At 66.1% G+C, this 24,232-nt stretch carries 16 protein-coding genes and 1 pseudogene; 8 read left to right on the top strand and 9 right to left on the bottom strand.

Annotated elements, in window-relative coordinates; genetic code table 11:
- Window position 1 precedes the first annotated feature (1 nt).
- Both JWN03_RS09545 and secA read right to left on the bottom strand, forming a co-directional pair.
- Window positions 2-2,668: a helix-turn-helix transcriptional regulator gene (locus JWN03_RS09545; RefSeq protein ID WP_297612790.1), complete on the bottom strand. Its 2,667-nt coding sequence runs from the start codon at window positions 2,666-2,668 to the stop codon at window positions 2-4.
- 730 nt (window positions 2,669-3,398) lie between these two features.
- Window positions 3,399-6,230: a preprotein translocase subunit SecA gene (secA, locus tag JWN03_RS09540; RefSeq protein ID WP_297612787.1), complete on the bottom strand. Its 2,832-nt coding sequence runs from the start codon at window positions 6,228-6,230 to the stop codon at window positions 3,399-3,401.
- Window positions 6,231-6,664: 434 nt separating this feature from the next.
- Between secA and JWN03_RS09535 the strand changes: the two genes are divergently transcribed.
- The 6 genes from JWN03_RS09535 (at window position 6,665) to bluB (ending at window position 14,017) form a co-directional block, all read left to right on the top strand.
- Window positions 6,665-8,080 (top strand): WS/DGAT/MGAT family O-acyltransferase, encoded by a 1,416-nt coding sequence (locus JWN03_RS09535; protein ID WP_297612784.1) that lies wholly within the window; start codon window positions 6,665-6,667, stop codon window positions 8,078-8,080.
- A gap of 22 nt (window positions 8,081-8,102) precedes the next feature.
- Window positions 8,103-8,651, top strand: a complete 549-nt coding sequence (locus JWN03_RS09530; protein ID WP_441342960.1) for a DUF6912 family protein — start codon at window positions 8,103-8,105, stop codon at window positions 8,649-8,651.
- Window positions 8,652-8,888: 237 nt separating this feature from the next.
- A complete protein-coding gene (locus JWN03_RS09525) occupies window positions 8,889-10,049 on the top strand; it encodes a ferredoxin reductase (RefSeq protein ID WP_297612781.1) in 1,161 nt (386 codons plus the stop codon).
- A 227-nt stretch (window positions 10,050-10,276) separates the two neighbouring features.
- Window positions 10,277-11,695 carry a fatty acid desaturase family protein gene (locus JWN03_RS09520; RefSeq protein WP_297612778.1) on the top strand — a complete coding sequence of 473 codons (1,419 nt, stop codon included), beginning with the start codon at window positions 10,277-10,279 and terminating at the stop codon, window positions 11,693-11,695.
- 95 nt (window positions 11,696-11,790) lie between these two features.
- Window positions 11,791-13,041 (top strand): fatty acid desaturase family protein, encoded by a 1,251-nt coding sequence (locus JWN03_RS09515; RefSeq protein ID WP_297612775.1) that lies wholly within the window; start codon window positions 11,791-11,793, stop codon window positions 13,039-13,041.
- 340 nt (window positions 13,042-13,381) lie between these two features.
- Entirely contained in the window at window positions 13,382-14,017 is a 636-nt protein-coding gene (bluB, locus tag JWN03_RS09510) for a 5,6-dimethylbenzimidazole synthase (RefSeq protein ID WP_297612919.1), read from the top strand.
- A gap of 171 nt (window positions 14,018-14,188) precedes the next feature.
- Here the strand turns inward: bluB and JWN03_RS09505 are convergent, their stop codons facing one another.
- From JWN03_RS09505 to JWN03_RS09475, 7 genes are all read right to left on the bottom strand, one after another.
- Window positions 14,189-15,481 (bottom strand): acetyl-CoA C-acyltransferase, encoded by a 1,293-nt coding sequence (locus JWN03_RS09505; protein ID WP_297612773.1) that lies wholly within the window; start codon window positions 15,479-15,481, stop codon window positions 14,189-14,191.
- A 236-nt stretch (window positions 15,482-15,717) separates the two neighbouring features.
- Window positions 15,718-16,398 carry a ribosome hibernation-promoting factor, HPF/YfiA family gene (gene hpf, locus JWN03_RS09500; RefSeq protein WP_441342959.1) on the bottom strand — a complete coding sequence of 227 codons (681 nt, stop codon included), beginning with the start codon at window positions 16,396-16,398 and terminating at the stop codon, window positions 15,718-15,720.
- A gap of 232 nt (window positions 16,399-16,630) precedes the next feature.
- Complete coding sequence (locus tag JWN03_RS09495) at window positions 16,631-17,275, bottom strand: ComF family protein (RefSeq protein ID WP_297612767.1); 645 nt, start codon at window positions 17,273-17,275, stop codon at window positions 16,631-16,633.
- 15 nt (window positions 17,276-17,290) lie between these two features.
- Window positions 17,291-19,201, bottom strand: a complete 1,911-nt coding sequence (gene lpqB, locus JWN03_RS09490; RefSeq protein WP_366914381.1) for an MtrAB system accessory lipoprotein LpqB — start codon at window positions 19,199-19,201, stop codon at window positions 17,291-17,293.
- Window positions 19,202-19,362: 161 nt separating this feature from the next.
- Window positions 19,363-21,288 carry an MtrAB system histidine kinase MtrB gene (gene mtrB / locus JWN03_RS09485; protein ID WP_297612764.1) on the bottom strand — a complete coding sequence of 642 codons (1,926 nt, stop codon included), beginning with the start codon at window positions 21,286-21,288 and terminating at the stop codon, window positions 19,363-19,365.
- On the bottom strand, window positions 21,285-21,962 hold the full coding sequence (gene mtrA / locus JWN03_RS09480; protein WP_029931579.1) for an MtrAB system response regulator MtrA: 678 nt from the start codon (window positions 21,960-21,962) through the stop codon (window positions 21,285-21,287). Before mtrA ends, mtrB begins: the two co-directional genes overlap by 4 nt.
- Before the next feature lie 77 nt (window positions 21,963-22,039).
- On the bottom strand, window positions 22,040-22,687 hold the full coding sequence (locus tag JWN03_RS09475) for a dTMP kinase (RefSeq protein ID WP_297612753.1): 648 nt from the start codon (window positions 22,685-22,687) through the stop codon (window positions 22,040-22,042).
- 107 nt (window positions 22,688-22,794) lie between these two features.
- Here JWN03_RS09475 and JWN03_RS09470 point away from each other — a divergent pair, with 107 nt between their 5' ends.
- The gene (locus JWN03_RS09470; RefSeq protein ID WP_297612751.1) at window positions 22,795-23,898 is read left to right on the top strand and encodes a glycerophosphodiester phosphodiesterase; all 1,104 of its coding nucleotides are present in this window, start codon (window positions 22,795-22,797) and stop codon (window positions 23,896-23,898) included.
- Window positions 23,899-23,969: 71 nt separating this feature from the next.
- Window positions 23,970-24,232, top strand: a pseudogene (locus JWN03_RS09465) (hypothetical protein); the annotation flags it as partial.

The raw sequence follows: 24,232 nt of genomic DNA, 5'->3' as shown, positions 1-24,232 counted from the left end.
TTCAGGTCTGCCGGCCGATCCGCAGGCCGTTGGCGAAATCGATATCGGCGAGTTCGGCTCTGCCGGTGAGGCCGAGCTTGCCGAAGGTCCGGGACAAGTGATGTCCGACGGTCCGCGGGCTGACGAACAGTTCGACGCCGATCTCGCGATTGGTCAGGCCCTGCGCGGCCAGGCGGGCGACCCGCAATTCCTGCGCCGTCAGCACCGAACCGGCGCCGGTCCCGGGTGCGAGCGCAGGACCGCGGCCGGTGAGATCCAGTTCCTGCTGGGCGCTCCTGATCCACGGGACGGCCCCCATGCGCTCGAAAGACTCCAGGGCCGTGCGCAATTGCTCGGCGGCGTCACCGCGGCGCCGGGCGCGACGCAACCACTTGCCGTACAGCAGACGGGTGCGCGCGTGATTCAGGTCGTGCCGGGTACGGCGGACCGCCAGGGCGCGGCGGAAGTAGTGGTCGGCCCGCTCGTCCTCGCTCAGCAGCGCCCGGCAGGTGTAGGCGGCGGCCATCGCCCAGTCGGCCCGGGAACGCAGCGCCCAGGCGCGGATGGTCTCGTAGTACTCGGCCGCTTCGCCGACCCGGCCGATCCGGCAGGCCGCCTCGACCATATCGGGGGCCGCGAGCCGGGCGTAGGTCGAATGCCGGGCATCGTGCCCGGGCTGAGCCAGGGCGCGCAGCCGCAGATACGCCGTCTCCGGATCACCGTTGCTCAAGGCATCGAAGCCGAGATGCCAATAGGACGAGGCGATGAGCGCATGCGCCCGATGCGGGCGGGCCAGCGCCAGCGCGCGCTCGATACTGTCGCCGACGACGTCGGAATCACCACGCAGCGCAGCGATTTTCGCGTTCAGGTTCCAGCAATGCGCAAGCACATTGTCGGTCCCGACGGATCGGGCCAGCTCGAACGCGTCGGCCAGCGTCGCCTCCGCGGCCGGTAAGCGGCCGTTCGCGAACTGCACGATCGCCAGCTGCGGCAGCATGAAAACCGCGGCCGGGCGGGCGCCGGCATCCCGCAGCTGCGTTGCCGCCCGGGTGAAGGGCTCGAGCGCCCGATCCGCCAACCCCCACAGCAGAACCAGTGGCGCGGGCGGCAACTGACAGATGCTCAGCGCCGGACCCGGCGCGAAAGCGGCCGTGTCGAAATGCATCGGAATCGACACGGCGTCATCGTGACCGGCGGCCCAGCGCGCCTGCGCGGCCAGCGCCCGCAGCTCGACGGCGGTCCCGGCATCCACCACGGCGGCGTCGTGCAGCAGCATGGCATTGGCTCGTTCCGGTTCGCCCGCAATGAATTCCAGGAGTCCGGCCAGTCCCCCGCCGGCGATGGCGGCCCGCTCGGTGCCGATCCGCTCGACGGCCCGATCCAGCAGCCGGCGCGCCGATTCGATATCCCCACCCGCCCAGGCGAAACGGGCGGCGGCCGCCATGCGCGCACCCGCGTCGACGGGATCGGGAGTGATCGCGGCGGCCCGGCGCAGCATGGCGGCGGCCACCAGCGATCCGTCGCGGGTGTGCTCGGCGCGCTCGGTCAGCGTCGCCGCCAGCTCTTCGTCCGCCAGATCCGTCGCGGCCGCCCGGTGCCAGGCACGCTGATCGATGTCGTCGGGTCCGGTCAGTACCGACGCGAGCGCGCGGTGCGCCGATCGGCGCTGCGCCGGTGTCGCGGCGTCGTACACAGCCGTGCACAGCAGGCGATTGCGCATCTCGACACGGCCGTCGCCGACCACCAGCAGTCCGGCCGATTCCGCCTGCTCCCAGGCACTCACGAGCTGAGCGCTGCCGAGATAGGCGGCGGCGAGGTGGGCGTCGGCATGCCCGAGGGCGGCCGCCGCGGCCAGCACCACGCGGAGCACACCGCGGTCCTCCGCCGCCACCACCCGCAGCAGCATCCGCACCGGATCGGGCAGTGCGGCGATCCGATCGTGATAGGCGCCGGCCAGTCGCGACCCCAGCGGCACCGGTCCGGCCGCGATACCGGCGAATTCCTCCGCCTGGACCGGTAATTCACGCAGGGCCAGCGGATTGCCGCCGGCCACGCGCAGCACCCGCGCCGCGCGCAAAGCTCCGACAACACCCCAGCGCTGTTCGAGCAGCCGGCGGGCGGCGGCATCGGACAATCCGCCGACCGGCAATGCGGGCAGCCGATTCCACCCGGTCTGCGAAGGATCGCCGGACAGGGCGCACAGCAGCACCACCGGTGAGGTGACCAGCCGCCGCATCGCGAACTGCAGGGCCCGGGCTGTCGCGGCATCCACCAGTTGCGCATCGCCGACAACGAGCAATACCGGCTGTTCCGCGGCGAGGGTCGAGAGCAGTGTGACCAGTGCGGCGCCGACGAGGAATCCATCGACGGGGCGGCCCCGGTGTTCGAACGCCGTCGCCAGCGCCTCGGCCTGGGGAGCGGGCAGTGCGGTCAGGCGATCGGCCAGCGGCAGCAGCAGTTCGTGCAGCGCCGCGAAATTCAGCTCCGATTCCGCGGGGTCGCCCTCACACCCGTGTACGCGGAAATCCGTTGCCCGGGCGATGGTGTCCCGCAGTAGTGCCGATTTACCCGCACCCGGTTCACCGTGCAACACAATGGCCGATCCGCGACCGGAGCGAGCCATAGCGAGCATTCGGCCCAATTGGACCTGTTCTTGTTCTCGCCCGTAGAGCCCCTCGATCTCGCGCACAATGCACTTTACCTCAGCTAACAGACCGCAACCAAATCCCCAATCCGGCCGTGCCGAATATCACCGGGCAATCACACATCTATAACAGACCGGCCGGTAAAGCATGACCGATACGGTGACCGATACAGCGGCCGATGCCACCGGCGCCCGCGCTGACTAGCATCACGACCAGTAGTAAGAGCAGCCGAGTCGGGGCGGCTCCTACAGGAGGGCAAGCAGTCACACGCGGGAGCTGGGGAACCCCCACCACACGCCGACAGTCCATCGGCATCATCACGAATACACCTTCGAACAAGGCCATACTCACAAGTTGAGTAGGGCCGATTCTTGGTACATGTAATTCTAAATATAAATCCCAGCAAACGGTGAATCTGTCCATTGATTTGCCGTACCGGAACATTGCGTGATAAATGTTCCAAGTCAGCGGATTACACCGCTGAATTGTTTCGCTCCCGGGAGAATCAATGCGCAGGATGCTCGCTTCGGTCCTGCGGAGCGGACAGCTCGGGGAGGTGCCAGGAAGGGGTTGGCATCTCCCCGGCCAGGGGAGCCGGAACACCCCCGGTGATGTCCACGGGGTGCAGGACAGCGGTCCACGTTGAAGGCGGTGCAGAGCTTCCAGCTGGCGCTGGGGAAACGAAGACGCCCCGGGTGATATCCACCCGGGGCGTCTTCTTACATATCCAGGCCGGACACCGGCGGTCCTGTTCGGACCGCGGCGGTACCGGAATCAGTGGCGGCGCTTGGACTTCGGCGCCTTGTCCTGCTTGGACTGGGTGCGAGCCGCCTCACGACGCTCGCGGCGGGTGCCGGAATCGGCATTGCCGTTGCCGTACTCGTCCTCATCGCTGTGGGCGACCGCGCGGCCGTCCTCATCCGGACCCGAGTAGCTCAGCGCGCGGGGCGCCGACTCGTCGATTCCCTTGGCACGCAAGGCGGCCGGGGCGCCGTTCGACGCCGGGACGACCTCATCGGTGGGCAGCGGGCGATTGCCGACGGGCGACTGCAGGCCCGCACCGACCGAAACACCGGCGGGCTGCGGCTGCTGCACCTCGACCTGCAGGTTGAACAGGAAGCCGACCGACTCCTCCTTCAGGCCCTCCAGCATGGCGGCGAACATATCGAAGCCCTCACGCTGGTACTCGACCAGCGGGTCGCGCTGGGCCATGGCACGCAGGCCGATGCCCTCCTTGAGATAGTCCATCTCGTAGAGGTGCTCACGCCACTTGCGGTCCAGCACCGACAGCAGGATCTGGCGTTCCAGATTGCGCATGCTGCCTTCGCCCGCGAGCGAATCGATTTCGTTCTCACGGTTCTCGTAGGAGCCGTGCGCATCATCCAGAACAGCCTCGAGCAGCTCCTCGCGGGAGAGCTCGCCGACGTCGCCGTCCGAGTTCTCGCCGGTGAGATTCTTGTAGTCGATGCCGATGGGGTACAGCGTCTTCAACGCGGTCCACAGCTTGGCGAGATCCCAGTCCTCCACATAGCCCTCGGCGGTGGCGCCGTTGACGTAGGCGGTGATCACATCGGTGATCATCTCCTGGACCTGACCCTCCATATCCTCACCATTGAGGATGCGGGCACGCTCGGCATAGATCACCGTGCGCTGCTGGTTCATGACCTCGTCGTACTTGAGGACGTTCTTGCGGATCTCGAAGTTCTGCTGCTCGACCTGGGTCTGCGCGGATTTGATCGCGCGCGAGACCATCTTGGCCTCGATCGGCACATCGTCGGGCAGGTTCAGGCGGGTCATGATCGACTCGAGGGCCGCGCCGTTGAAGCGCCGCATGAGCTCATCGCCCAGCGACAGGTAGAAGCGGGACTCACCCGGGTCACCCTGACGGCCGGAACGACCGCGCAGCTGGTTGTCGATACGCCGCGACTCGTGCCGCTCGGTGCCGAGCACGTACAGGCCGCCGGCCTCGATCACCGTCTCGGCGTCCTCCGCCGTCTGCTCCTTGACGCGCTCGAGTGCGGGCAGCCAGGCCGCCTCGTACTCCTCGGGCGTCTCGACCGGGTCCAGACCCTGACGGCGCAGCAGGATGTCGGCGATGATGTCGGCATTGCCGCCGAGCACGATATCGGTACCACGACCGGCCATATTGGTGGCGACGGTGACCGCGCCGGGCCGGCCGGCCTCGGCGATGATCTGGGCTTCCTGCTCGTGGAACTTGGCGTTCAGCACCGAGTGCGGGATACCGCGCTTGGTGAGCTGCTTGGACAGGTACTCCGAGCGCTCGACCGAGGTGGTGCCGATCAGCACCGGCTGGCCCTTCTCGTGCCGCTCTTCGATGTCGTCGGCGACGGCCGCGTACTTGGCCTCTTCGGTCTTGTAGATGAGGTCGGACTGGTCGGCACGGACCATTTCCCGATTGGTCGGGATCTGCACCACACCCAGGCCATAGGTCTGGTGCAGCTCGGCCGCCTCGGTCTCGGCGGTACCGGTCATACCGGACAGCTTGTCGTAGAGCCGGAAGTAGTTCTGCAGCGTGATGGTGGCCAGCGTCTGGTTCTCCGGCTGGATCTCCACGGCTTCTTTGGCCTCGATGGCCTGGTGCATGCCCTCGTTGTAGCGGCGTCCCACCAGGATTCGGCCGGTGAACTCGTCGACGATGATGACCTCACCGTCGCGAACGATGTAGTCCTTGTCCTTGTTGTACAACTCCTTGGCCTTGATGGAGTTGTTCAGGTAGCTGACCAGGGGCGAGTTCGCCGCCTCGTACAGATTGTCGATACCGAGCTGATCCTCGACGAATTCGACGCCCGCCTCGTGCACGCCGATGGTGCGCTTCTTGATATCGACCTCGTAGTGCAGGTCCTTCTTCAGCAGCGGGGAGATGCGCGCGAACTCGGCGTACCACTTCGAGGAGGCGTCTGCCGGGCCCGAAATGATGAGCGGGGTGCGGGCCTCGTCGATGAGGATCGAGTCGACCTCGTCGACAATGGCGAAGCTGTGCCCGCGCTGCACCAGATCGTCCAGCGAGTGGGTCATATTGTCGCGCAGGTAGTCGAAGCCGAACTCGTTGTTCGTGCCGTAGGTGATGTCGGCCTTGTAGGCCACCTTGCGCTCGGCCGGGGTCATACCGCCGAGGATCACATCGACGTCGAGGCCGAGGAAGCGGTGCACCCGGCCCATCCACTCGGAGTCGCGCTTGGCAAGGTAGTCGTTGACCGTGACCACGTGCACGCCGTCGCCGCCGATGGCATTGAGGTAGGCGGGCAGCACACAGGTCAGGGTCTTGCCCTCACCGGTCTTCATCTCGGACACATTGCCGATGTGCAGGGCGGCGCCACCCATGATCTGCACCTTGTAGTGCTTCTGGTTGAGCACTCGCCAGGACGCTTCCCGGGCGGTCGCGAAGGCCTCGAGGAGCAGCTCGTCGAGGGATTCCCCGTCGGCGTAGCGCTCCCGCAACTCAGCGGTCTTGGCTTGCAACTCGGAGTCGGACAGCGCCGCGAACTCCTCGTCCAGGGCGATGACTTCATCCGCCAGGTTCGCAAGGCGCTTGACCGTGCGACCTTCACCAATCCGTAGCAACCTCGAAAGCGACAGCGCAGGCACGGGTCTTTTCAGTCCTCTGGTCGGTGGTCTATCGGTACGCCCCCCAGGCGGGAAAGCAGTGCGCGTAGGACGCGCGCACTGCCATGGTAATGCGCGCATCTGTGGGGAGCCCGTGTGGACATGTCTCAGGCTTCCATACCTCCGCGAACCCGCCGCAGCGAAGCGGCGGCAGAAAATCCGATTGCTTTGTCGCGGAACTTGTTTCGGGGGGCTGGCGTACGATGTACAAAGGTCCGGCGCGCGGAGGCTTGCGCCTGCACCCGGACCGGGGGCCGTCGGCGACGACGCGAGCACACGGGCAGTGGCGCCCGGATCGTTCCCCCAGGTCATCGGATTGCGATAGCTTGCCACTCAACCGGCGCGCGCCGCCGATGTCTCGGCGGGGGGACACCATTGCGGGCGCAGGCAGGGATTCTCAGGGAGTAGCGGGCAGCGTGATCACGAGACTGACGCCACAGGACACAGCGTTCTACCGGCTCGAATCGACCAGCAACCCGATGCACATCGGTTCCCTCGCCATCCTGCGCAATCCGGTTGCCGCCGGGAACTCCGGCCACCCGCCGCTCGATTACGAGGGCCTGGTGTCGCTGGTGGAATCGCGATTGCCGATGGTGCCGCTCTACCGGCGCAAAGTGCGCGAAATCCCGTTCACGCTGGGCCGCCCGGTCTGGGTGGACGATGCGCATTTCGACATCACCTATCACGTCCGCCGGTCCGCGCTGCCCGAACCGGGCAGCGACGAACAGCTGCTCGATCTGGTCGCCCGGCTGGCCTCGCGCCCGCTCGACCACACCCGGCCACTGTGGGAGATGTACCTCGTCGAAGGTCTCTCGCAGGGCCGTTCGGCGCTGTTCACCAAAACGCATTCGGCGCTGGTGGACGGTGATTCCGCCCTGGAAATCGGGCATGTGATCCTGGACACCTCGGCCGCACCCCGCGAGGTCGCCGACGATGCCTGGATCGCACATCGCGAGCCCGCCGATCTGGAGCTGCTCATCGGCGCGGTCCTGCACCTGGCCACCCAGCCGCGCGAGGCCCTCGAGGTCATGCGCCATCACGGCGCCGAGGCGTTCGCGGTGGTCGACGCCACCGGCAAGGCCGTGCAGAAGATGGTGTCCATGCTGCGGACCGCGGCCCTGGGCGCACCGGACAGCCCGCTGAACACCCGGACCTCCCGCAATCGCCGGGTGGAGGTGGTGCGCACCGATCTGGAGGACTACCGCAAGATCCGCAAGCGGTTCGACTGCTCCACCAATGACGTGATTCTCGCCGTGGTCACCGGGGCGCTGCGCAATTGGCTGCTCTCGCGCGGCCAGGTGCTCACCGAGGCCGATACGCTGCGGGCCGTCGTGCCCATGTCGGTGTACGCCGACGGCGCGGCGCTGAAACCGGCGGGCGAGATCACCTCACTGCTGGTGGATCTGCCCGTGGGCGAACCGAATCCGGTGATCAGGCTGTCGCACATCAAGCACGCCACCGAGGCGCACTCCCGGCATCAGCTGGGTGTGCAGGCCCGGACGCTCGTGCATATGGCCGGTTTCGCTCCGGCGAGCCTGCATGCCATGAGCGTGCGGGCGGCGAGTACTTTTGCAGAGCACACGTTCAATCTGGTGATCACCAACGCGCCGGGTCCGCAGCAGCCCATGTACATCGGCGGCGCGCGGATGCTGGAGATGTACCCGGTGTCGCCACTGCTGCGCTTCCAGGCTTTGAGTATCGGGCTCACCTCCTATGACGGGCGGGTCTTCTACGGACTCACCGCCGACCGCGACGCAATGGCCGATATCGCGGTGTTGACCGCTTCGGTGCACGAGTCGATGGAGGAGATGCTCGGTGCCTGCGTCCAGTGAGTCGTCCGGCGTGTCGAAGAAATTGCGGGTGTACGTGCCGGCCACTGTGCCGATGCTGCGGGAACTGGTCGCGGACCGGGAGATCCGGGTCATCAACGACACCGCCTTCGCGGTGACTCCGGCGCTGCGCGAGGCCTACGCCTCGGGCGACGACGACGAACTCGCCGAGGTCGCCATGGCCGAAGCCGCCCGCGCCTCACTGCGGCTGCTGGCCGAGGATCAGGCCGCGGCCGACAATGACAGCGATTCCGCCGACGATTCCGATGCGGCGCCCGCGCGCGGTCCCATCTTCCGGCGCGCGGTCATCGCCGCCGATGTGGACGATGCGACGCTGCGGCCCGATCTCGACGATGCCGTGGTGCGGCTATCGAGTGCCATCCCGTACGACCGCATCGCGTCGGTGCATGTGGATCTGGCCGAGGCCGAACCGGAGGTTGCCAAGGCGGTGGATGTCATCGACGCCGCCGATCTGGGTGACGCGGATGCCGAATTCGTGCTCGGTGATGCCGAGGACCACCAATTGGCCTGGTACGCGGCACAGGAACTGCCGTTCCTGCTCGACCTGCTGTAGCTCACCGTCATCGTTCATGGGCGGAGATCCCGGCCGAAAACATGCCCGGATGACGGATTCTTGTCGCCGACGGCACCGTAACCTACGATGCCGTAACCTTGCTGTGACACCGTGCGGTAAGCCACACGCGAAGCACCCGGGCAGCGACGAAGCTGCGCCACGGAGCCTGTGACCCGGTTCGGGTCGCGCATGAAGACACTGCGCCACGAGCGCACGACGAACAGGAACGTCCGGAAAATGGCATCGAAGACTGGGGGATTCTCCGTGCGGGGACTCCGGGAATGGCTGGAGGCGCCCGTCGCCGAAGGCGCGACCGCGGGACGCACCAAGATGAACGCACTGCGCGGCGCTGCCGCGCGGATCACCACTCCCCTGCTGCCGGACGACTATCTGCACCTGGTGAATCCGCTGTGGTCGGCGCGCGAACTGCGCGGCCGGATCGTCGCGGTACGCAAGGAGACCTCGGATTCGGTCACGCTGGTGATCAAGCCGGGCTGGGGTTTCGACTTCAAGTTCTCGCCGGGTCAGTACATCGGCATCGGCGTGCTGGTCGAAGGCCGCTGGCATTGGCGGTCGTATTCGCTGACCTGCCCGCCGGATTGGACCGATCCTGAGCACAAGGCCAAACGGCTCATCTCGATTGCGGTGAAGGCCATGCCGGAGGGCTTCCTCTCCAGCCATCTGGTCAACGGTGTCGCGGTGGGCAGTGTGGTGCGCCTGGCCGCACCGCAGGGCGGATTCGTGCTGCCGGAGCCGCCGCCGGCGAAGGTGCTGTTCCTGACCGCGGGCTCGGGCATCACTCCGGTGATGGCCATGCTGCGCACCATGGACCGGCGCGGTGTGGTGCCGGATGTGGTGCACGTGCACTCCTCGCGCACCTCCGACGACGTCATGTTCGGCGATGAACTGCGCGAATTGCACTCCAAGCACCCGAGTTTCACCGCCGACCTGCACTTCACCGGAGAGCACGGCAAGTTCGCACTGGCCGAGCTGGACGAGCGGGTGCCGGATTGGCGCGAGCGTGACACCTGGGCCTGCGGCCCGATCGGCATGCTCGACGAGATCGAAAAGCATTGGGCAGCGGCCGGAATCCCGGACCAGCTGCATGTGGAGCGTTTCGAGATCGAGCGTTCGGCCACCGGCGAGGGCGGCACCGTCACCTTCGCCCGCGCGGGCCGCAGCGTCGAAATCGACGGCGCCACCACCCTGTTGCAGGCGGGCGAAAGCGCGGGCGTGCAAATGCCGTTCGGCTGCCGAATGGGCATTTGCCAGACCTGTGTGGTGACCGTCACAGAAGGTCACGTACGCGATCTTCGCAACGGCAATGAGCGCCGTTCGGGCGACAAAGTGCAGACCTGCATCTCGGCCGCGGCGGGCGATTGCACCCTCGATGTATGAAGCGCGTATGAACAACGAATCGTCCGGCACCCTCGCGCCGAAGAGCCGCTACCCTCGGTAGCAGGTCCCCTTCTGAAGCAAAACCCTCCCGGTTCGCGGCCCGTCTCGTTCTGGACCGAGTGGAGCGGAGGAGCGAAGCGGAGGAGCGGAAGGAGGGAAGAACGAGACTCCAGGGCCGCGAACCCGCCGCAGCGAAGCGGAGGCAATTAGACACGGAAGGATCGCCGGTGGCAATCACCGACATCAAGGCGTTCGCCCATCTCACCGAGGCGGATATCGAGACCCTGGGTCAGGAGCTCGACACCATTCGACGCGACGTGGAGCTGTCCCTCGGGGAACGCGACGCGAAGTACATCCGTCGCGTCATCCGCGCCCAGCGCGTGCTGGAGGCGGCGGGCCGCGCCACCCTGTTCGCGAGCAAGAACCGCTGGGCCTGGCTCGCGGGCACCGGCCTGCTCTCGGTCGCCAAGATCATCGAGAACATGGAGCTCGGGCACAACATCAGTCACGGGCAATGGGATTGGATGAACGATCCGGAAATCCACTCCACCAGTTGGGAGTGGGATATGACGGGTGCGTCGTCCCAGTGGAAGCGGGCGCACAACTACTCGCACCACACCTATACCAACATCCTCGATATGGACGAGGATCTGGGCTTCGGCATTCTGCGCATGACGCGCGACGAGGAATGGAAGCCGATCAATCTCGCCCAGCCGTTCGCGAATCTGGTGCTGGCGGCATTGTTCGAGTGGGGCATCGCACTGCACGATCTCGATGCGGCCAAGCGGCAGTTGGGGATTCCGGAGGACGAATGGTTCTCCGCGCCGACCAAGGACTTCATGCGCAAGGCCGGCAAGCAGGTCGTCAAGGACTTCGTGATCTACCCGGCGCTCACCGGTCCGGCGTGGAAGTCGACGCTGAAGGCGAATGCCACCGCGAACCTGATTCGCAATCTCTGGGCGTACGCGGTGATCTTCTGCGGCCACTTCCCGGACGGCGCACAGAAATTCACCGAAGAGCAGTTCGAGAACGAGACGCAGGGCGAGTGGTACCTGCGGCAGATGCTGGGCAGCGCCAATTTCGAGGCGGGCCCGGCCATGGCGTTGATGAGCGGCAATCTCAGCTTCCAGATCGAGCATCACCTGTTCCCGGACATTCCGAGCAATCGGTACGCCCAGGTGTCGGTCAAGGTGAAGGAGCTGTGCGACAAATACGACCTGCCGTACACCACCGGCTCGATCGGTAAGCAATACCTGTTGGCGTTCCGCACGATTCACAAGCTGGCATTGCCGGATCAATTCCTGAAGCGCACCTCCGACGATGCGCCGGAGACCTCTTCGGAACGCAAGTTCGCGGGCGTCACCCTGCCTGCGCTGCCCTCCATGCCGTCGCTGCCGAACAGCAGCGAGTGGCTGGCCGAGCACAATTGGGCGGGCGTGGACCCGATCACGGGTGAGCGGCGCGGGCTGCGTTCGGCGCTGCAGGAGGCCAAGGTGGCGCTCAAGGAGAAGGCGCTGCACGAGAAGGCGGTGCTCCGCGAGGCCAAGGCGTCGCTGCAGGAAAAGGCCAGGCAGGAAAAGGATTTGCTGCAGACGAAGGCGGGCCGCGAGCGCCGGCTGTCGCGCATCCTGCGACGTAACCGCTAGCAGATGCACATGTCGAACGCAATGCGGCGTTCGACACGTTACGGATTCAACTGTAGGAAACCTACGGAGCCGTAACCTTCGGTACAGTAACTTGCATGGCGATCTCGGATGTCAAGGAATACGCACACCTCACCCCGGAGGATGTCGAAGCAATCGGCGCGGAGTTGGATGCCATCCGCCGCGAAATCGAATCTTCCCGGGGTGATAGCGATGCCCGCTACATCCGAAATGTGATTCGCCTGCAGCGCGGCCTCGAAATCACCGGCCGCGGCGCGCTTTTCTTCAGCCTCTTCCCGCCGGCCTGGTTCGCGGGCGCGGCACTGCTCGGCACGGCCAAGATCATCGAGAATATGGAGATCGGCCACAACGTCATGCACGGCCAGTGGGACTGGATGAACGATCCGGAAATCCACTCCACCCAGTGGGAATGGGATAACGCCGGCCCGTCCGAGCACTGGAAGATCACGCACAACTTCCTGCACCACAAGTACACCAATGTGCTGGGCATGGACGACGATATCGGCTACGGCCTGCTGCGCGTCACCCGCGATCAGCGCTGGAGCCCGTTCTACCTCGGCCAGCCGCTGTACAACCTGCTGCTGCAGAGCTTCTTCGAATACGGCGTCGCCATCCAGCATTTGGAGCTCGGCAAGATCGCCAAGAAGAAGTGGGCCAAGGACAGCCCCGAATGGAAGCAGTTCGAAGCGGACCGCACGCTGGTGCTCAAGAAGATCGGTAAGCAGGCGGGCAAGGATTACCTGCTGTTCCCGCTGCTCACCGGTCCGGCCTTCTTCGGCACGCTGACCGCGAACCTGACCGCCAATGTGATCCGCAATGTGTGGACCAATGCGATCATCTTCTGCGGCCATTTCCCCGACGGCGCCGAGAAGTTCACCCGGGGCGATGTGCTGAACGAGACCCAGGGCGAGTGGTACCTGCGGCAGATGCTCGGCAGCGCCAATATCTCCGGCGGCAAGCTGCTGCACTTCATGAGCGGCAATCTCAGCCACCAGATCGAGCACCACCTGTTCCCGGATCTGCCGTCCAATCGGCTGAAGGACATCGCGGTGCGAGTACGGGCCATGTGCGACAAGTACGACCTGCCGTACACCACCGGTTCGCTGCCGGTGCAGTACTTCAAGTCGTGGCGCACCATCATGAAGCTGTCGCTGCCCAACAAGTACCTGAGCCGCAGCACCGACGATGCTCCGGAAACCAAGTCGGAGAAGGTCTTCGGTGGCCAGGCCAGCATCGATCCGACCACCGGCGCGCGTCGCGGCCTGCGCACCGCCCTCGCGGAGGGCCGTCGCCGCATCACCCGCCGCGAGCCCGCCCTGGTCGGCTGATCACCCCGAACCATTCGAAGCGCCCCCGCTGAATTCAGCGGGGGCGCTTCGGCGTACCGGGCAGCATTAACCCGGAGTCGCCCCGTCATCCCGGCATGCTTTCGGCCGGGATCCACCGAAACCGCTGGAGAGCAGCCGGTGTGGATCCCGGCCGAAAGCGCGCCGGGATGACAGGAGGTGGTGGTCGCGTAGCTATGACAGGAAGTGGTCGTGCCACGACCACGCCCGACGAGGAGAAACGGCACCGCGTCTATAGGGCGGGCTGCCCGGTAAGGCCGCGGCGGGGCCTGGTTGACTGGGGGGCGTGTGTGCTGAAGGTCCGATCGCCCCTGATGAATGTCTGAGCGTCTACGACGCCATCCGCCTGCGCCGCGATGTGCGCGCGGAGTTCACCGGAGAGGTCGTAGACGACTCCACGCTCTTGCGCATCCTCGACGCGGCCCATCGCGCGCCCAGTGTCGGCAACTCCATGCCGTGGGATTTCATCGTGATTCGCGATCCGGCCATGCTGTCGAAGTTCGCCGATCATGTCGCCGACAAGCGCCGCGAATTCCATGACGCACTGCCCTCGGATCGCTCCGAGACCTTCAATCCCATCAAGATCGAAGGAATTACCGAGTCCGGCACCGGGATCGTGGTCACCCACAATCAGGCGCGCGGCGGCAGCCATGTGCTGGGCCGCGCGACGGTCCCCGAGACCGGCATCTACTCCACCATCCTGGCGATTCAGAACCTCTGGCTGGCCGCGACCGCCGAGGGTGTGGGCGTCGGCTGGGTGAGCTTCTACGACACCCCGATCCTGGCCGACCTGCTCGACCTCCCCGATCACATCAAGCCGGTCGCCTGGCTCTGTGTCGGCCCCGTCGACGAATTCCAGCAGATCCCCGATCTGGAACGCTTCGGCTGGCGCACCCGCCGCCCCCTCGACTCCGCCATTCACTGGGAGCGCTTCACCCCCCAAACCTCCGCCGAATAGCCGGACTCCCGCGGCGAAACACGCCTCAATTCGGAACCGAACAGCCCGTCTCTCGACCGCACAGTCCTTGTATGCGCTGTGCGATCCAGAGACGGGCTGTTCGGTCCGCTATCCGGCATACCCGGATGCGGCAGGCCTTTTCGCAGGGGCGGGACGGGGATTCGGAGTGGGCTAGACGCGCTCGAGCACCGCCGAGGCTCCGATGCCGCCGGCGGCGCAGATGCCGAGCAAGGCGGTGGATTTGCCGGTGCGGGCGAGTTCATTGGCCATGGTGGTGACCATGCGGGCGCCGGTCGCACCGAAGGGGTGGCCGAGCGAGACCGAGCCGCCGTGCACATTCAGAATCGCGGGGTCGATGTCGCCGACGGCGGTGTCCCGGTCGAGGCGGGTCTTGGCCCAGTCGTCACTGGCCAGGGCCGAGACGACGGACAGGGTCTGCGCGGCGAAGGCCTCGTGGATATCGACGAAATCGATATCGGCCAAGGACAATCCGGCCTTGTCCAGGGCGCGCGGCATGGAGATGGCCGGGCCGATGAGGACCTGGTCACGCGGGTCGACGCTGACAAAACTCCAGGAGCGGAAGGCTGCCAGGGGTTCGAAGCCGAGCGCGCGGGCCTTCTCCTCGCTCATGAGCAGGACCGCCGACGCACCGTCGGTGAGCGGGCTGGCATTGCCCGCGGTGACGGTGCCGCCCTTGGCGAAAACCGGTGCGAGCGTGGACAGTTTCTCGACGCTGGTGCCGGGGCGCACCAGCCCGTCGCGATCGACGACCTTGCCCTCGGGGGTGGTCACCGAGAGCACTTCGCTGTCGAACCGCCCGGATTCGATGGCCGCGGCGGCGCGGTGGTGCGAGCGGGCCGCGAACTCGTCCTGCGCGGCGCGCGAAATACCGTGGATGCGCGCCATTTTCTCGGCGGATTCCCCCATGACCTCGCCGGTGGTCCGCTCCTCGATCTTCGGCCGGCGCGGCACCAGGTCGAAGAAGGGCGCCAATTGCGCTGCGGCGGTGAGATAGTCCTTGGCCTTCGGCTTGCCCAGCGCCAGCGGTGCGGCGGCGTGCACCACCTTCTGCGGCAGCTTCACCTCGGCATTACTGGTGGAGTCACTGCCGCCGGCGATCATGATGTCGTATTCGCCGCGCTCGATGGCGGCGACCGCAGAGGTGATGGCCTGCAATCCGGAAGCACAGGCACGGGTGACGGTGTAACCCTCACAGCCCGGGTCCAATTGGAGATCCAGCGCGATCTCACGCGCGATATTCGGTGCGGCACTGGGGAGAATCACCCCGCCCCAGACGATCGCCTGCACCTCACCCTTCGGCAACCCGGTCCGCTCGAGCAATCCGCGCACGGCCGTATCAGCAAGGTCGATGGAATCCATCCGCGTGTAGTCACCGAACGCTCTAACGAACGGCGTCCGCACACCGGACACGATGACAGCACGGCGAGCACCTTTGGTAGCCACGGGGGTTTCCTTTCGAGAAAAGCCTGAGGCACCAAACTTACCGTGAGGTAAGAAAGAAAGCGATACACCCCGTATCAGATAGTAACCAACTGATCTCGCAAGTTGCGGGTAACTCCCCAGCCACCCCAGAACTAAGCCAACTTGCCAGCCGCCGGCCCGGAACGGCGATCTTCACGCTCCCCACGACCGGCAAAAGTCGCGGGGAGGCGGGGCAGTGTTCTAGCGACTTGCCACTCTTATGCGAGACGGATGATGCCGTAGTCGAAGGCGTGGCGACGGTAGACGACCGACGGTCGGTCGGTCTCCTTGTCCTGGAACAGGAAGAAATCGTGACCGACGAGCTCCATCTGGTAGAGGGCGTCGTCGATCGTCATGGGGATGGCGGGATGGGTCTTGGTGCGGACGACGTGACCCGGTCCGGCGCTATCGCCGTCCAGTTCCTCGCCCGCGTGATCATGTGCGCCGGACGACCCGTTCGGTGACATGAACAGCGAATCGTCGATCAGTCCTGCCGTCGCTTGCGACACCGAGATCGGTGTCTTGTCCCCATGATGTACGCGACGACGGTCCTTGAGCCGGCGTAACCGGCCCTCCAGCCTCTCGATCGCCAGTTCCAAGGCGCCGTAGAAGCTGTCCGCGCAGGCTTCGGCCCGGACGACCGGACCCTTGCCGCGAGCGGTGATCTCTATCCGCTGGCAGTTCTTGCGTTGACGACGGTTGCGCTCGTGCGTGAGTTCCACGTCGAACAGGTAGATGGTGGGATCGAAGCGCTCCAGTCGGGAAAGCTTCTCCGACACGTGGTTTCGGAAATGTTCTGGAACGCCACCCTCGCCGAGGGTTCGTCCCTTGACCACGATTTCCGCCGCCTGGCCGAGCGCGGTGGACTGGTCGTCGGGGATGAATTCATCATCCAGCAGCACCGAGGTGTCTGCAGACTTCGCTGAAGGTCGTGAAGAAGTCGTCACGCGTACCTCCCGGATCTGGCCGCACAAACCGCTCGTGCGGCGGGATTGAAACGGGTGCCGATCGAAGAGATCGCCCGGCACTGATGTCCGAGGCGCCACCTCCAAACTCTTAGTTCGGGTGTCTGGAAACCGACGCTAATACGCCAGCGACCTGTCCGCCAGTGTTCACGCAAATTTCGAAGAATCAAGCGTGGCACGTAACCAGCGCGGCACGAACCGTCACTCGGGCACCGCGTAGCGCACGCACCGATTCACACACCGTGGCCCCCGTGGTCAACACGTCGTCAATAAGGACTACCTCGGCATTTGCCGGAAACAGGGCAGGTTCGGGGCAGCCCGGACCCACGATGATCCGCCCACGCAGATTGTGCTGGCGGTCGCTCCTGCCGAGGCCGACCGAATCGCGCACACCAGGGCGCATGGCCAGTATTCGCACCAGTCGGCAATCGGGCAGGCAACTCGCCGCGACGTGCGCGGCACGCACCACCGGGTCACCGCCACGGCGTCGCGCCGCCACTCTACGGCTCGGTGCGGGAACCAGAATCAGCGGCCGCGAGGTGTCCCGCAAATGATCCAGCCCCCTGGCCAGGGCCACCCCTATCGAGGGTGCCAGGTCGGCGCGTCGCTGTTCCTTGGCGGCCAGCACCGCGCGCCGCGGCGCACCTCGGTAGGGCGCGAGCGCCCAGCACGGCACTCCGGGATCGGCGCGCGGGCGAATACGAACGGGTGGACCGGACAGCGCGTCGGCGCAGTCGGCACACCAACTGGTGCCGCTCGTTCCGCACCCGCCGCAGACGCGCGGCAGGATCAGATCCAGCAACTCCCCCATCGATCCAGTGTGCGCCTAGCCGGGCAGTACCGGCACGGCATTGCCGCCGAGACCGGGAACTTCGCGCCAGTAGTACTCGCCGCCTTCGGGATTGCGGGTCAGTTCGAGGACCGCGCGGGAGTCGGCGATGTATTCGTGGTCCGGCGAAACGCTGACAACACGCACCGGCGGAGTGAGGTTCTGCGTGGTCTGCGGCTGGAACCCGGAGCCGTCCACCAGGACGCCCGCAACGGGGTCCACATTGCCCTCTCGCGTGACAATGACACGCTCATCGCTCTGCCAGTCCACCGACACCGCGGCGGTGCTCAGACCGACAGCCAGGGGCAGTGGTGAGCTCAGCGAAAACTTGCCGCTGCCACCGGCCTGCGGGGCCACGACCACCACGTACACCTTGCCGTTGGCGATCAGCGCCGCCCGCGCTCCGGACGGCGAGATGCGCAGTTCGGTAATGGGCCCGCGCGGCGGCTGGGCGGAATTCGAACTCGAATTGGCCGCGGCCGCCTGCAGTTCGGCGATGTCCACATCCTGGACGGACACATTGCCGGTGCTGCGGTCGTGCACGGCCCGGATCACCCGGTCCCCGTCGACCACCGCCCAGGCGGAGGTGCCGTCGGCGGGCCAGGACGGGCGGGTGAAGGTGCCGCCGGTGGCGACCGGGAAGCCCTGGCCGTCGTAGGTGCCGATGATGAGGGTGCGTTCCGGTTCCGGTGCGGGCCGGCCGGAGTTGGCGACCGCGGCGACCAGTTGCCCGTCCGGGGACAGCGCCACCGATTGCAGGGTGTGGGTACTGCCGAAGAAGCCGGGCGCCGCGGTGATGCCGGTGTCGGTGACGGCCACCAGTGAGCCGTCGCGCACCGCGTGCAGTCCGGTTTTGTTCTGCGCGATGACGTCCGGGCTCATGGCTTCCACATCGGACCGGTTCCAGCCGGTGGCGGCGTAGCGGTCGTCGAGGGGTTTGCCGTCGGCCAGCAGCATGTACGGTCCGAGGATTTCGGCGCCGGCGAGGGTGAGCACCACCTGGGTCGCCAAGAGCTCCTTGGACTTCGGGTCCAGTCCGGACGCCCCCGCGAAGTCGACCTGGACGCCGCCCGCGCCGACGCCCACATTGTCGGTCTCGCCATTGGCCTTGGTGATGGGCCCGCGCAGGGTCACGCCGCCGGAGAGCGGATTGCGCACGGCGGAGGCGAGCGCCTGCTGGGTGCCCTCGCCGAGCATGCCCAGTAGTCGTTGCGGCAGTTGATCCTTGCGCGCGGAGACCCAGCGCAGATCGGGGACCATGGCCATACCGGCCAGGTTGGGGAAGAACAGCGAGTACCGCTTGTAGGACTTGGCGAAGGCGGTCTGTTCGATGAGGACGCCGGCCGGGAGATCGTCGACGCGCCACTCGCCGTCGACCTTCACCATTTCGACCTTGTTCTCCAGGGTGCCGTCGGTGGCGCGGTAGGCGCCGTCGGCGGCGAGCTCGCCGATCTTGCGGGCCCGGATCACATAGGTGGCGGTATCGGCGGTGCGCGATTCCCGCAGCGTGTCCGGACGGTCGACGATGGTGGTTCCGGCCGCGTCATCCCAGCGCACGTTGGCGGCGGGCGAAAGGTACTGCCGCGCGGTCTGATGCCGATTGGTGGGATCGGAGGTCGCCTGCAGGAAGTCGCGCAGCAGCTGATCGGGTTCGCGCCCCGAAATGGGCGGGGTCGGACCGGAACTGCTGGGCTGGTGGTCCAGGGTGCCCAGCGCCTGCGGCGCCGACGAATCCGGCAGATTCGCGCAGCCCGTGAGGCCCAATAGGCAGCCGACAACCACAATCGCCCGGGCCAGGCGGCCCGCCTCTCCGAACCTTTTGCCGGACGTCGGGCGCGGCGAGACCGCCGTCGCGGACCGGCGGTCAGGAATCGGGCCCCGTCGCGAGGTGGCTGGGGAGTTACCCACATCTCGCGAAATCAGTGGGTACTCTTCCGCCTCCCCGAACCTTTTGCCGGACGTCGGGCGCGGCGAGACCGCCGTCGCGGACCGGCGGTCGGGAATCGGGCCCCGTCGCGAGGTGGCTGGGGAGTTACCCACATCTCGCGAAATCAGTGGGTTCCGTTTCCTCACGACCCTCCGTCCCGTGAATCGGTGCGCGCGGGGTGATCAGGATCTTCGGGATTCTCGGAATCCGGTGCGCTGGGCTCGGATTCGGCGGGCGGCGGATCCACGGTCGCCAGCTTGTATTGGCCAGAGGGGGGATCGGCGACGGCGAGCTCGTACTCCGTCACTCCCGCAGGCGGATCGGCAACGGCCAGCTCGTATTCCGTCACCCCGGCCGGGGGTTCCGCGACGGCGAGTTCGTATTCGGTGGTGAGGGGATCGGTTTCGGCCGAGCCGGATTCGGCGGTGCCGATATCGAGGGCGAGCTGTTCGGCCGTGACGCCGCCGCGCGTCTTGGGCGGTTCCAGGGGCAGTGGGCTCTGGCCCAGTTTCCGGGTGCGCACCAGCGGCAGGGTCAGCCGGAAGCTGGCGCCGACGCCGATCTCGCCCCAGGCCTCGAGCTTGCCCTCGTGCAGGTTGGCGTCCTCGACGCTGATGGACAGGCCCAAACCCGTTCCGCCGCTGCGCCGCATGCGCGAGGGGTCCGAACGCCAGAACCGGTTGAAGACCAGTTTCTCTTCGCCCGGCCGCAGCCCCACACCCTGATCGCGCACGATGATGGCGACGGCATTGGCATCACTGTCGCCACGCATGCGCATGAGGACCGGTTTGCCCTCACTGTGGTCGATGGCATTGGCGAGCAGATTGCGCAGCACCCGCTCGACCCGGCGCGGATCCACCTCGGCGACAAGGGGTTCCTCGGGCATGTCGACAACCAGCTCGACACCCGATTCCTTGGCCAGGTGCCGCACGGTGGACACGGCCGCCCGCGCGCACATGCGCACATCGAGCGATTCCACCTGCAGCTCAGCCACACCCGCGTCGTGGCGGCTGATCTCGAGCAGATCGTTGAGCAGTCCCTCGAACCGGTCGAGTTCGTTCACCAGCAGTTCGGCCGAGCGCGCGAGCGCCGGATCCAGGTCATCGCTGGAGCCGTGGATGAGATCGGCGGCCATGCGGACCGTGGTCAATGGCGTGCGCAGCTCATGGCTGACGTCGGAGGTGAAGCGGCGCTGCAGATTTCCGAACTCTTCGAGTTGGGTGATCTGGTTGGACAGACTTTCGGCCATCTCATTGAACGACATGGCCAGCCTGGCCATGTCGTCTTCACCGCGCACGAGCATGCGCTCTTTGAGTCGTCCGTCGGCGAAGCGCGAGGCGATGCGCGCCGCGGATCGAATGGGCAGCACCACCTGTCGCGTCACCAGGGCGGTAATGGCGGCGAGCAGGACCAGCAGCACGATGCCGCCGATGAGCATGGTGCCGCGCATAAGACCCAGCGAGCGTTGCTCATTGGTGAGCGGGAAGATCAGATAGATCTCCAGCGTGGGTATGTCGGCGGCGGGGCTGCCGATGATCAGCGCCGAGCCGCGATAGCCGTCCGGATCGGACACCGTCGCGAACTGGTAGCTGACCTGGCGCTCCTGCACGAAATGCCGCAACTCCGGCGGGATTTCCTGGATCGGCCCGGCATTGAGCTCGGATTGGCTGTCGCCGATCATGGCCAGCGCGGAGTCGTAACTGCCCGCGGCGCCGCCGGATTGGGAGCCGCCGCCCCCGGCCAGGGCGCGGCGGGCATCCTCCAGTCGAGCCAGCTGGGTGCTGGAATCGTGCACGCCCGTCAAGGTGGCCTGCACCGTATTACGGGCACGACCCATCTCCTCGACGGCCGCATTGATCTTCGCGTCCAAGAGCCTGTCGGTGATCTGCGATGTGAGCACGACTCCGAGAATCGTGATCACGATCAACGACAGGGTCAGGGTGGACACGACAACGCGCAGTTGCAGAGAACCACGCCAGACGTGGCCCAGTCGCTCACCTACGGTGCGAAACCAGGCCACCATCACTGCCAGCGACCGCTGAACGCGGTTTCTGGAACCAGCGATCACGGCGGTCCGGCCTTGTAACCCACCCCTCGCACGGTGAGCACGATCTCCGGGTTCTCGGGATCCTTCTCCACCTTGGCGCGCAACCGCTGCACGTGCACATTGACCAGGCGGGTATCGGCGGCATGCCGGTAACCCCAGACCTGTTCGAGGAGCACCTCACGGGTGAACACCTGACGCGGCTTGCGAGCAAGCGCGACCAGCAGATCGAATTCCAAAGGAGTCAGCGAGATCTGCTGACCGCCGCGGGTCACCTTGTGCGCAGGCACGTCGATGACGATGTCCGCGATGGACAGCAGTTCCTGTGGCTCTTCCTCGGTGCGGCGCAGGCGGGCCCGCACGCGAGCAACGAGTTCTTTCGGCTTGAACGGCTTGACGATGTAATCGTCAGCGCCAGACTCCAACCCCAGGACGACGTCGACCGTGTCGGTCTTCGCCGTCAGCATTACGATGGGCACTCCCGAATCGGCTCGCAGCACCCGGCATACATCGATACCGTTCATGCCGGGCAGCATGAGATCCAGCAACACGAGATCCGGGCGCAGCTCCCGGACCGCGGTCAGCGCCTGCGTGCCGTCACCGACGACGTGAGGGTCGAATCCCTCACCCCGCAAGACGATCGTGAGCATCTCAGCGAGAGCCATATCGTCGTCGACGACCAGAATCTTGGGCTTCATAAGACTATGTTGTCACCTCTCCGGCTCCAATCAGGCCGCCACGCCTACACTCGTGACCTGTCGGCGCACATCCAACCCTATCCAGCAACGTATTCCGCGAGCCGCGCGGCAAGTGTTGCCGGATCGTCACCGCTCCGATGCACCCACCACGGTCCATGCCAGTCGGTTTCGGCAAGTTCACGGTAGACGGTCCCGGTGCGCCTTTGCAGTCCGCCGTCTTTTTCGTACGCATCGAGTGCGCGAGACGAATCGGATTCGCCGCGCAGCCGGGCGCGTTCCGCCGCCACATCAACTGGGACATCCAGGAGAATCTGCACATTCGGGACAGGCAGCTCGAAACGCGCGAACTCCAATTCGGCTATCCAGGCCACGATTTCGCCGCGGGCATCCTGATGCAGGCGCGCCGCGGAATAGGCGGCATTGGAGGCGACGTAGCGGTCCAGTAGCACGATGTCGTTGTCCGCCAGCAATTTCGAGAGTTCGTCGCGGGCATCGGCCCGATCGAGCGCGAACAGCAGCGCCATGGCATTCACCGAGGCGGCCAAATCGCCGTGCCCGCCGCGCAGCGCCTCGGCGGCGAGATCCGCGTGCACGGAGACGCCGTAGCGCGGGAAGGCGAGGGTGGCGATGCGCAGGCCGCGGGCGCGCAGATCGGTGACGACGGCATCGGTCAGCGTGCGTTTACCCGCACCGTCGAGCCCTTCTACCGGAATCAGCGCACCCATGGTCGCGAGAGTACCGAATGCGGCCGACCGCAGGCTCGGCCGGTGAGTACGGCGCCACCCGATTTCACTCGATCGACGTTAACTAATTGATTGCTATGCTCCGCGCCATGACCTTCTTCGTAGAGCGCTCGAAGCACGTCAGAAGGACTATTGCGGTCACCGGGGTGGCGGTTGCCGCCCTCGGATTGACCGCCTGCGGCAGTAGTTCCGACACCGGCGGCTCCACCTCGAGTAGCGCCGGCACGCATGCCGACGCACAGCGCGCCTTCGATCTGCAGGCCCATCGCGGCGGGCGCGGAATGACCGTCGAGGAGTCGCTGCCCGGGTTCGCCAAGGCCGTCGAACTGGGTGTTTCGACCCTCGAACTCGATATCGTGCTGACGAAGGACAGCGTCCCGCTCGTCTGGCACGACCCGAAGATCCTGCCGGAGAAGTGCGCCGACACCGCCCCCGCGTTTCCGGACGATCCGGAGTATCCGTACGTCGGCAAGGTGGTGCACGATCTGACCTTCGATCAGGTGCACACCCTCGACTGCGGTAAGAAGCTGGCGGGTTTCCCCGAGGCGCAGGAACTTCCGGGCAACAAGATCGCCAAGCTGCCCGAGGTCTTCGATCTGGTCAAGAGCTACCCCGGCGCATTCGACAAGCTGCGCTACAACATCGAGACCAAGATCGAAGCCGAGCACCCCGAACAGTCCGCCACACCGGACGAATTCGTCGATGTCATCCTCGGCGCGATCCAGGCGGCCGGCGCCACCGACAAGGTCGAGATCCAGAGTTTCGACTGGCGCAGCCTGCCCATCGTGAAGGCGAAGAACCCCACCATCCCGACCGTCGCGCTCTACGACGACTCCACCTTCAAGCCGGAGAGCATGTGGCTCAGCCCCATTCGCTACGCGGACCATGCCGACGACCCGCTGTCCGCGATCAAAGCCCTCGGCGCCGACATCTCCTCCCCCAGCTACATCAACCCGTCGGACAGCGAAGCCAAGGCGGGCGACCCCGGCTTCACATTGACCACCACCGAGGCCTATGTCGCCCGCGCACATGCCCTCGGCATCAAGGTGATCCCGTGGACGGTCAATGACAAGCAGGCGATCGCCCTGGTGCTCGACCAGGGCGTGGACGGCATCATCACCGACTACCCCGACCGGGCACGTGCGGTCATGACGGAGAAGGGCTACCCGCTGCCCGTTTCATTCCATAAGTGACCAAAACTGAAACAGTCACGATTCATCTCTTGTAGGGTCCGACGCACTGTCACCTGCAAGGAGCACACCTGATGAAAAACCCCCTCGCCCACGCGATCCCGCGCGCAGCCGTCGGCGCCTTCGCCATCACCGCCGCGATCGCCGCGGCAGGCACCGCCACCGCCGCCCCGGTCACCGTGGAGCCCGCCACCCCCGTGGCGTCGTCCCCGGCCGATTCCGGCTCCGGCGGATCGGGTTCCAGCAATGTCGGCGGCACCGGATCGAGCGCGAGCGAGCTGATCAACGCGGCCCTGTGCACCCTCAAGGGCGGCAAGTGGGTCCCCCTGATCGACAT

Source organism: Nocardia sp. (assembly GCF_025465275.1).
Taxonomy (GTDB): domain Bacteria; phylum Actinomycetota; class Actinomycetes; order Mycobacteriales; family Mycobacteriaceae; genus Nocardia.
The sequence above is the reverse complement of the archived record's forward strand: the minus strand, read 5'-3'. Positions and strand labels throughout refer to the sequence as shown.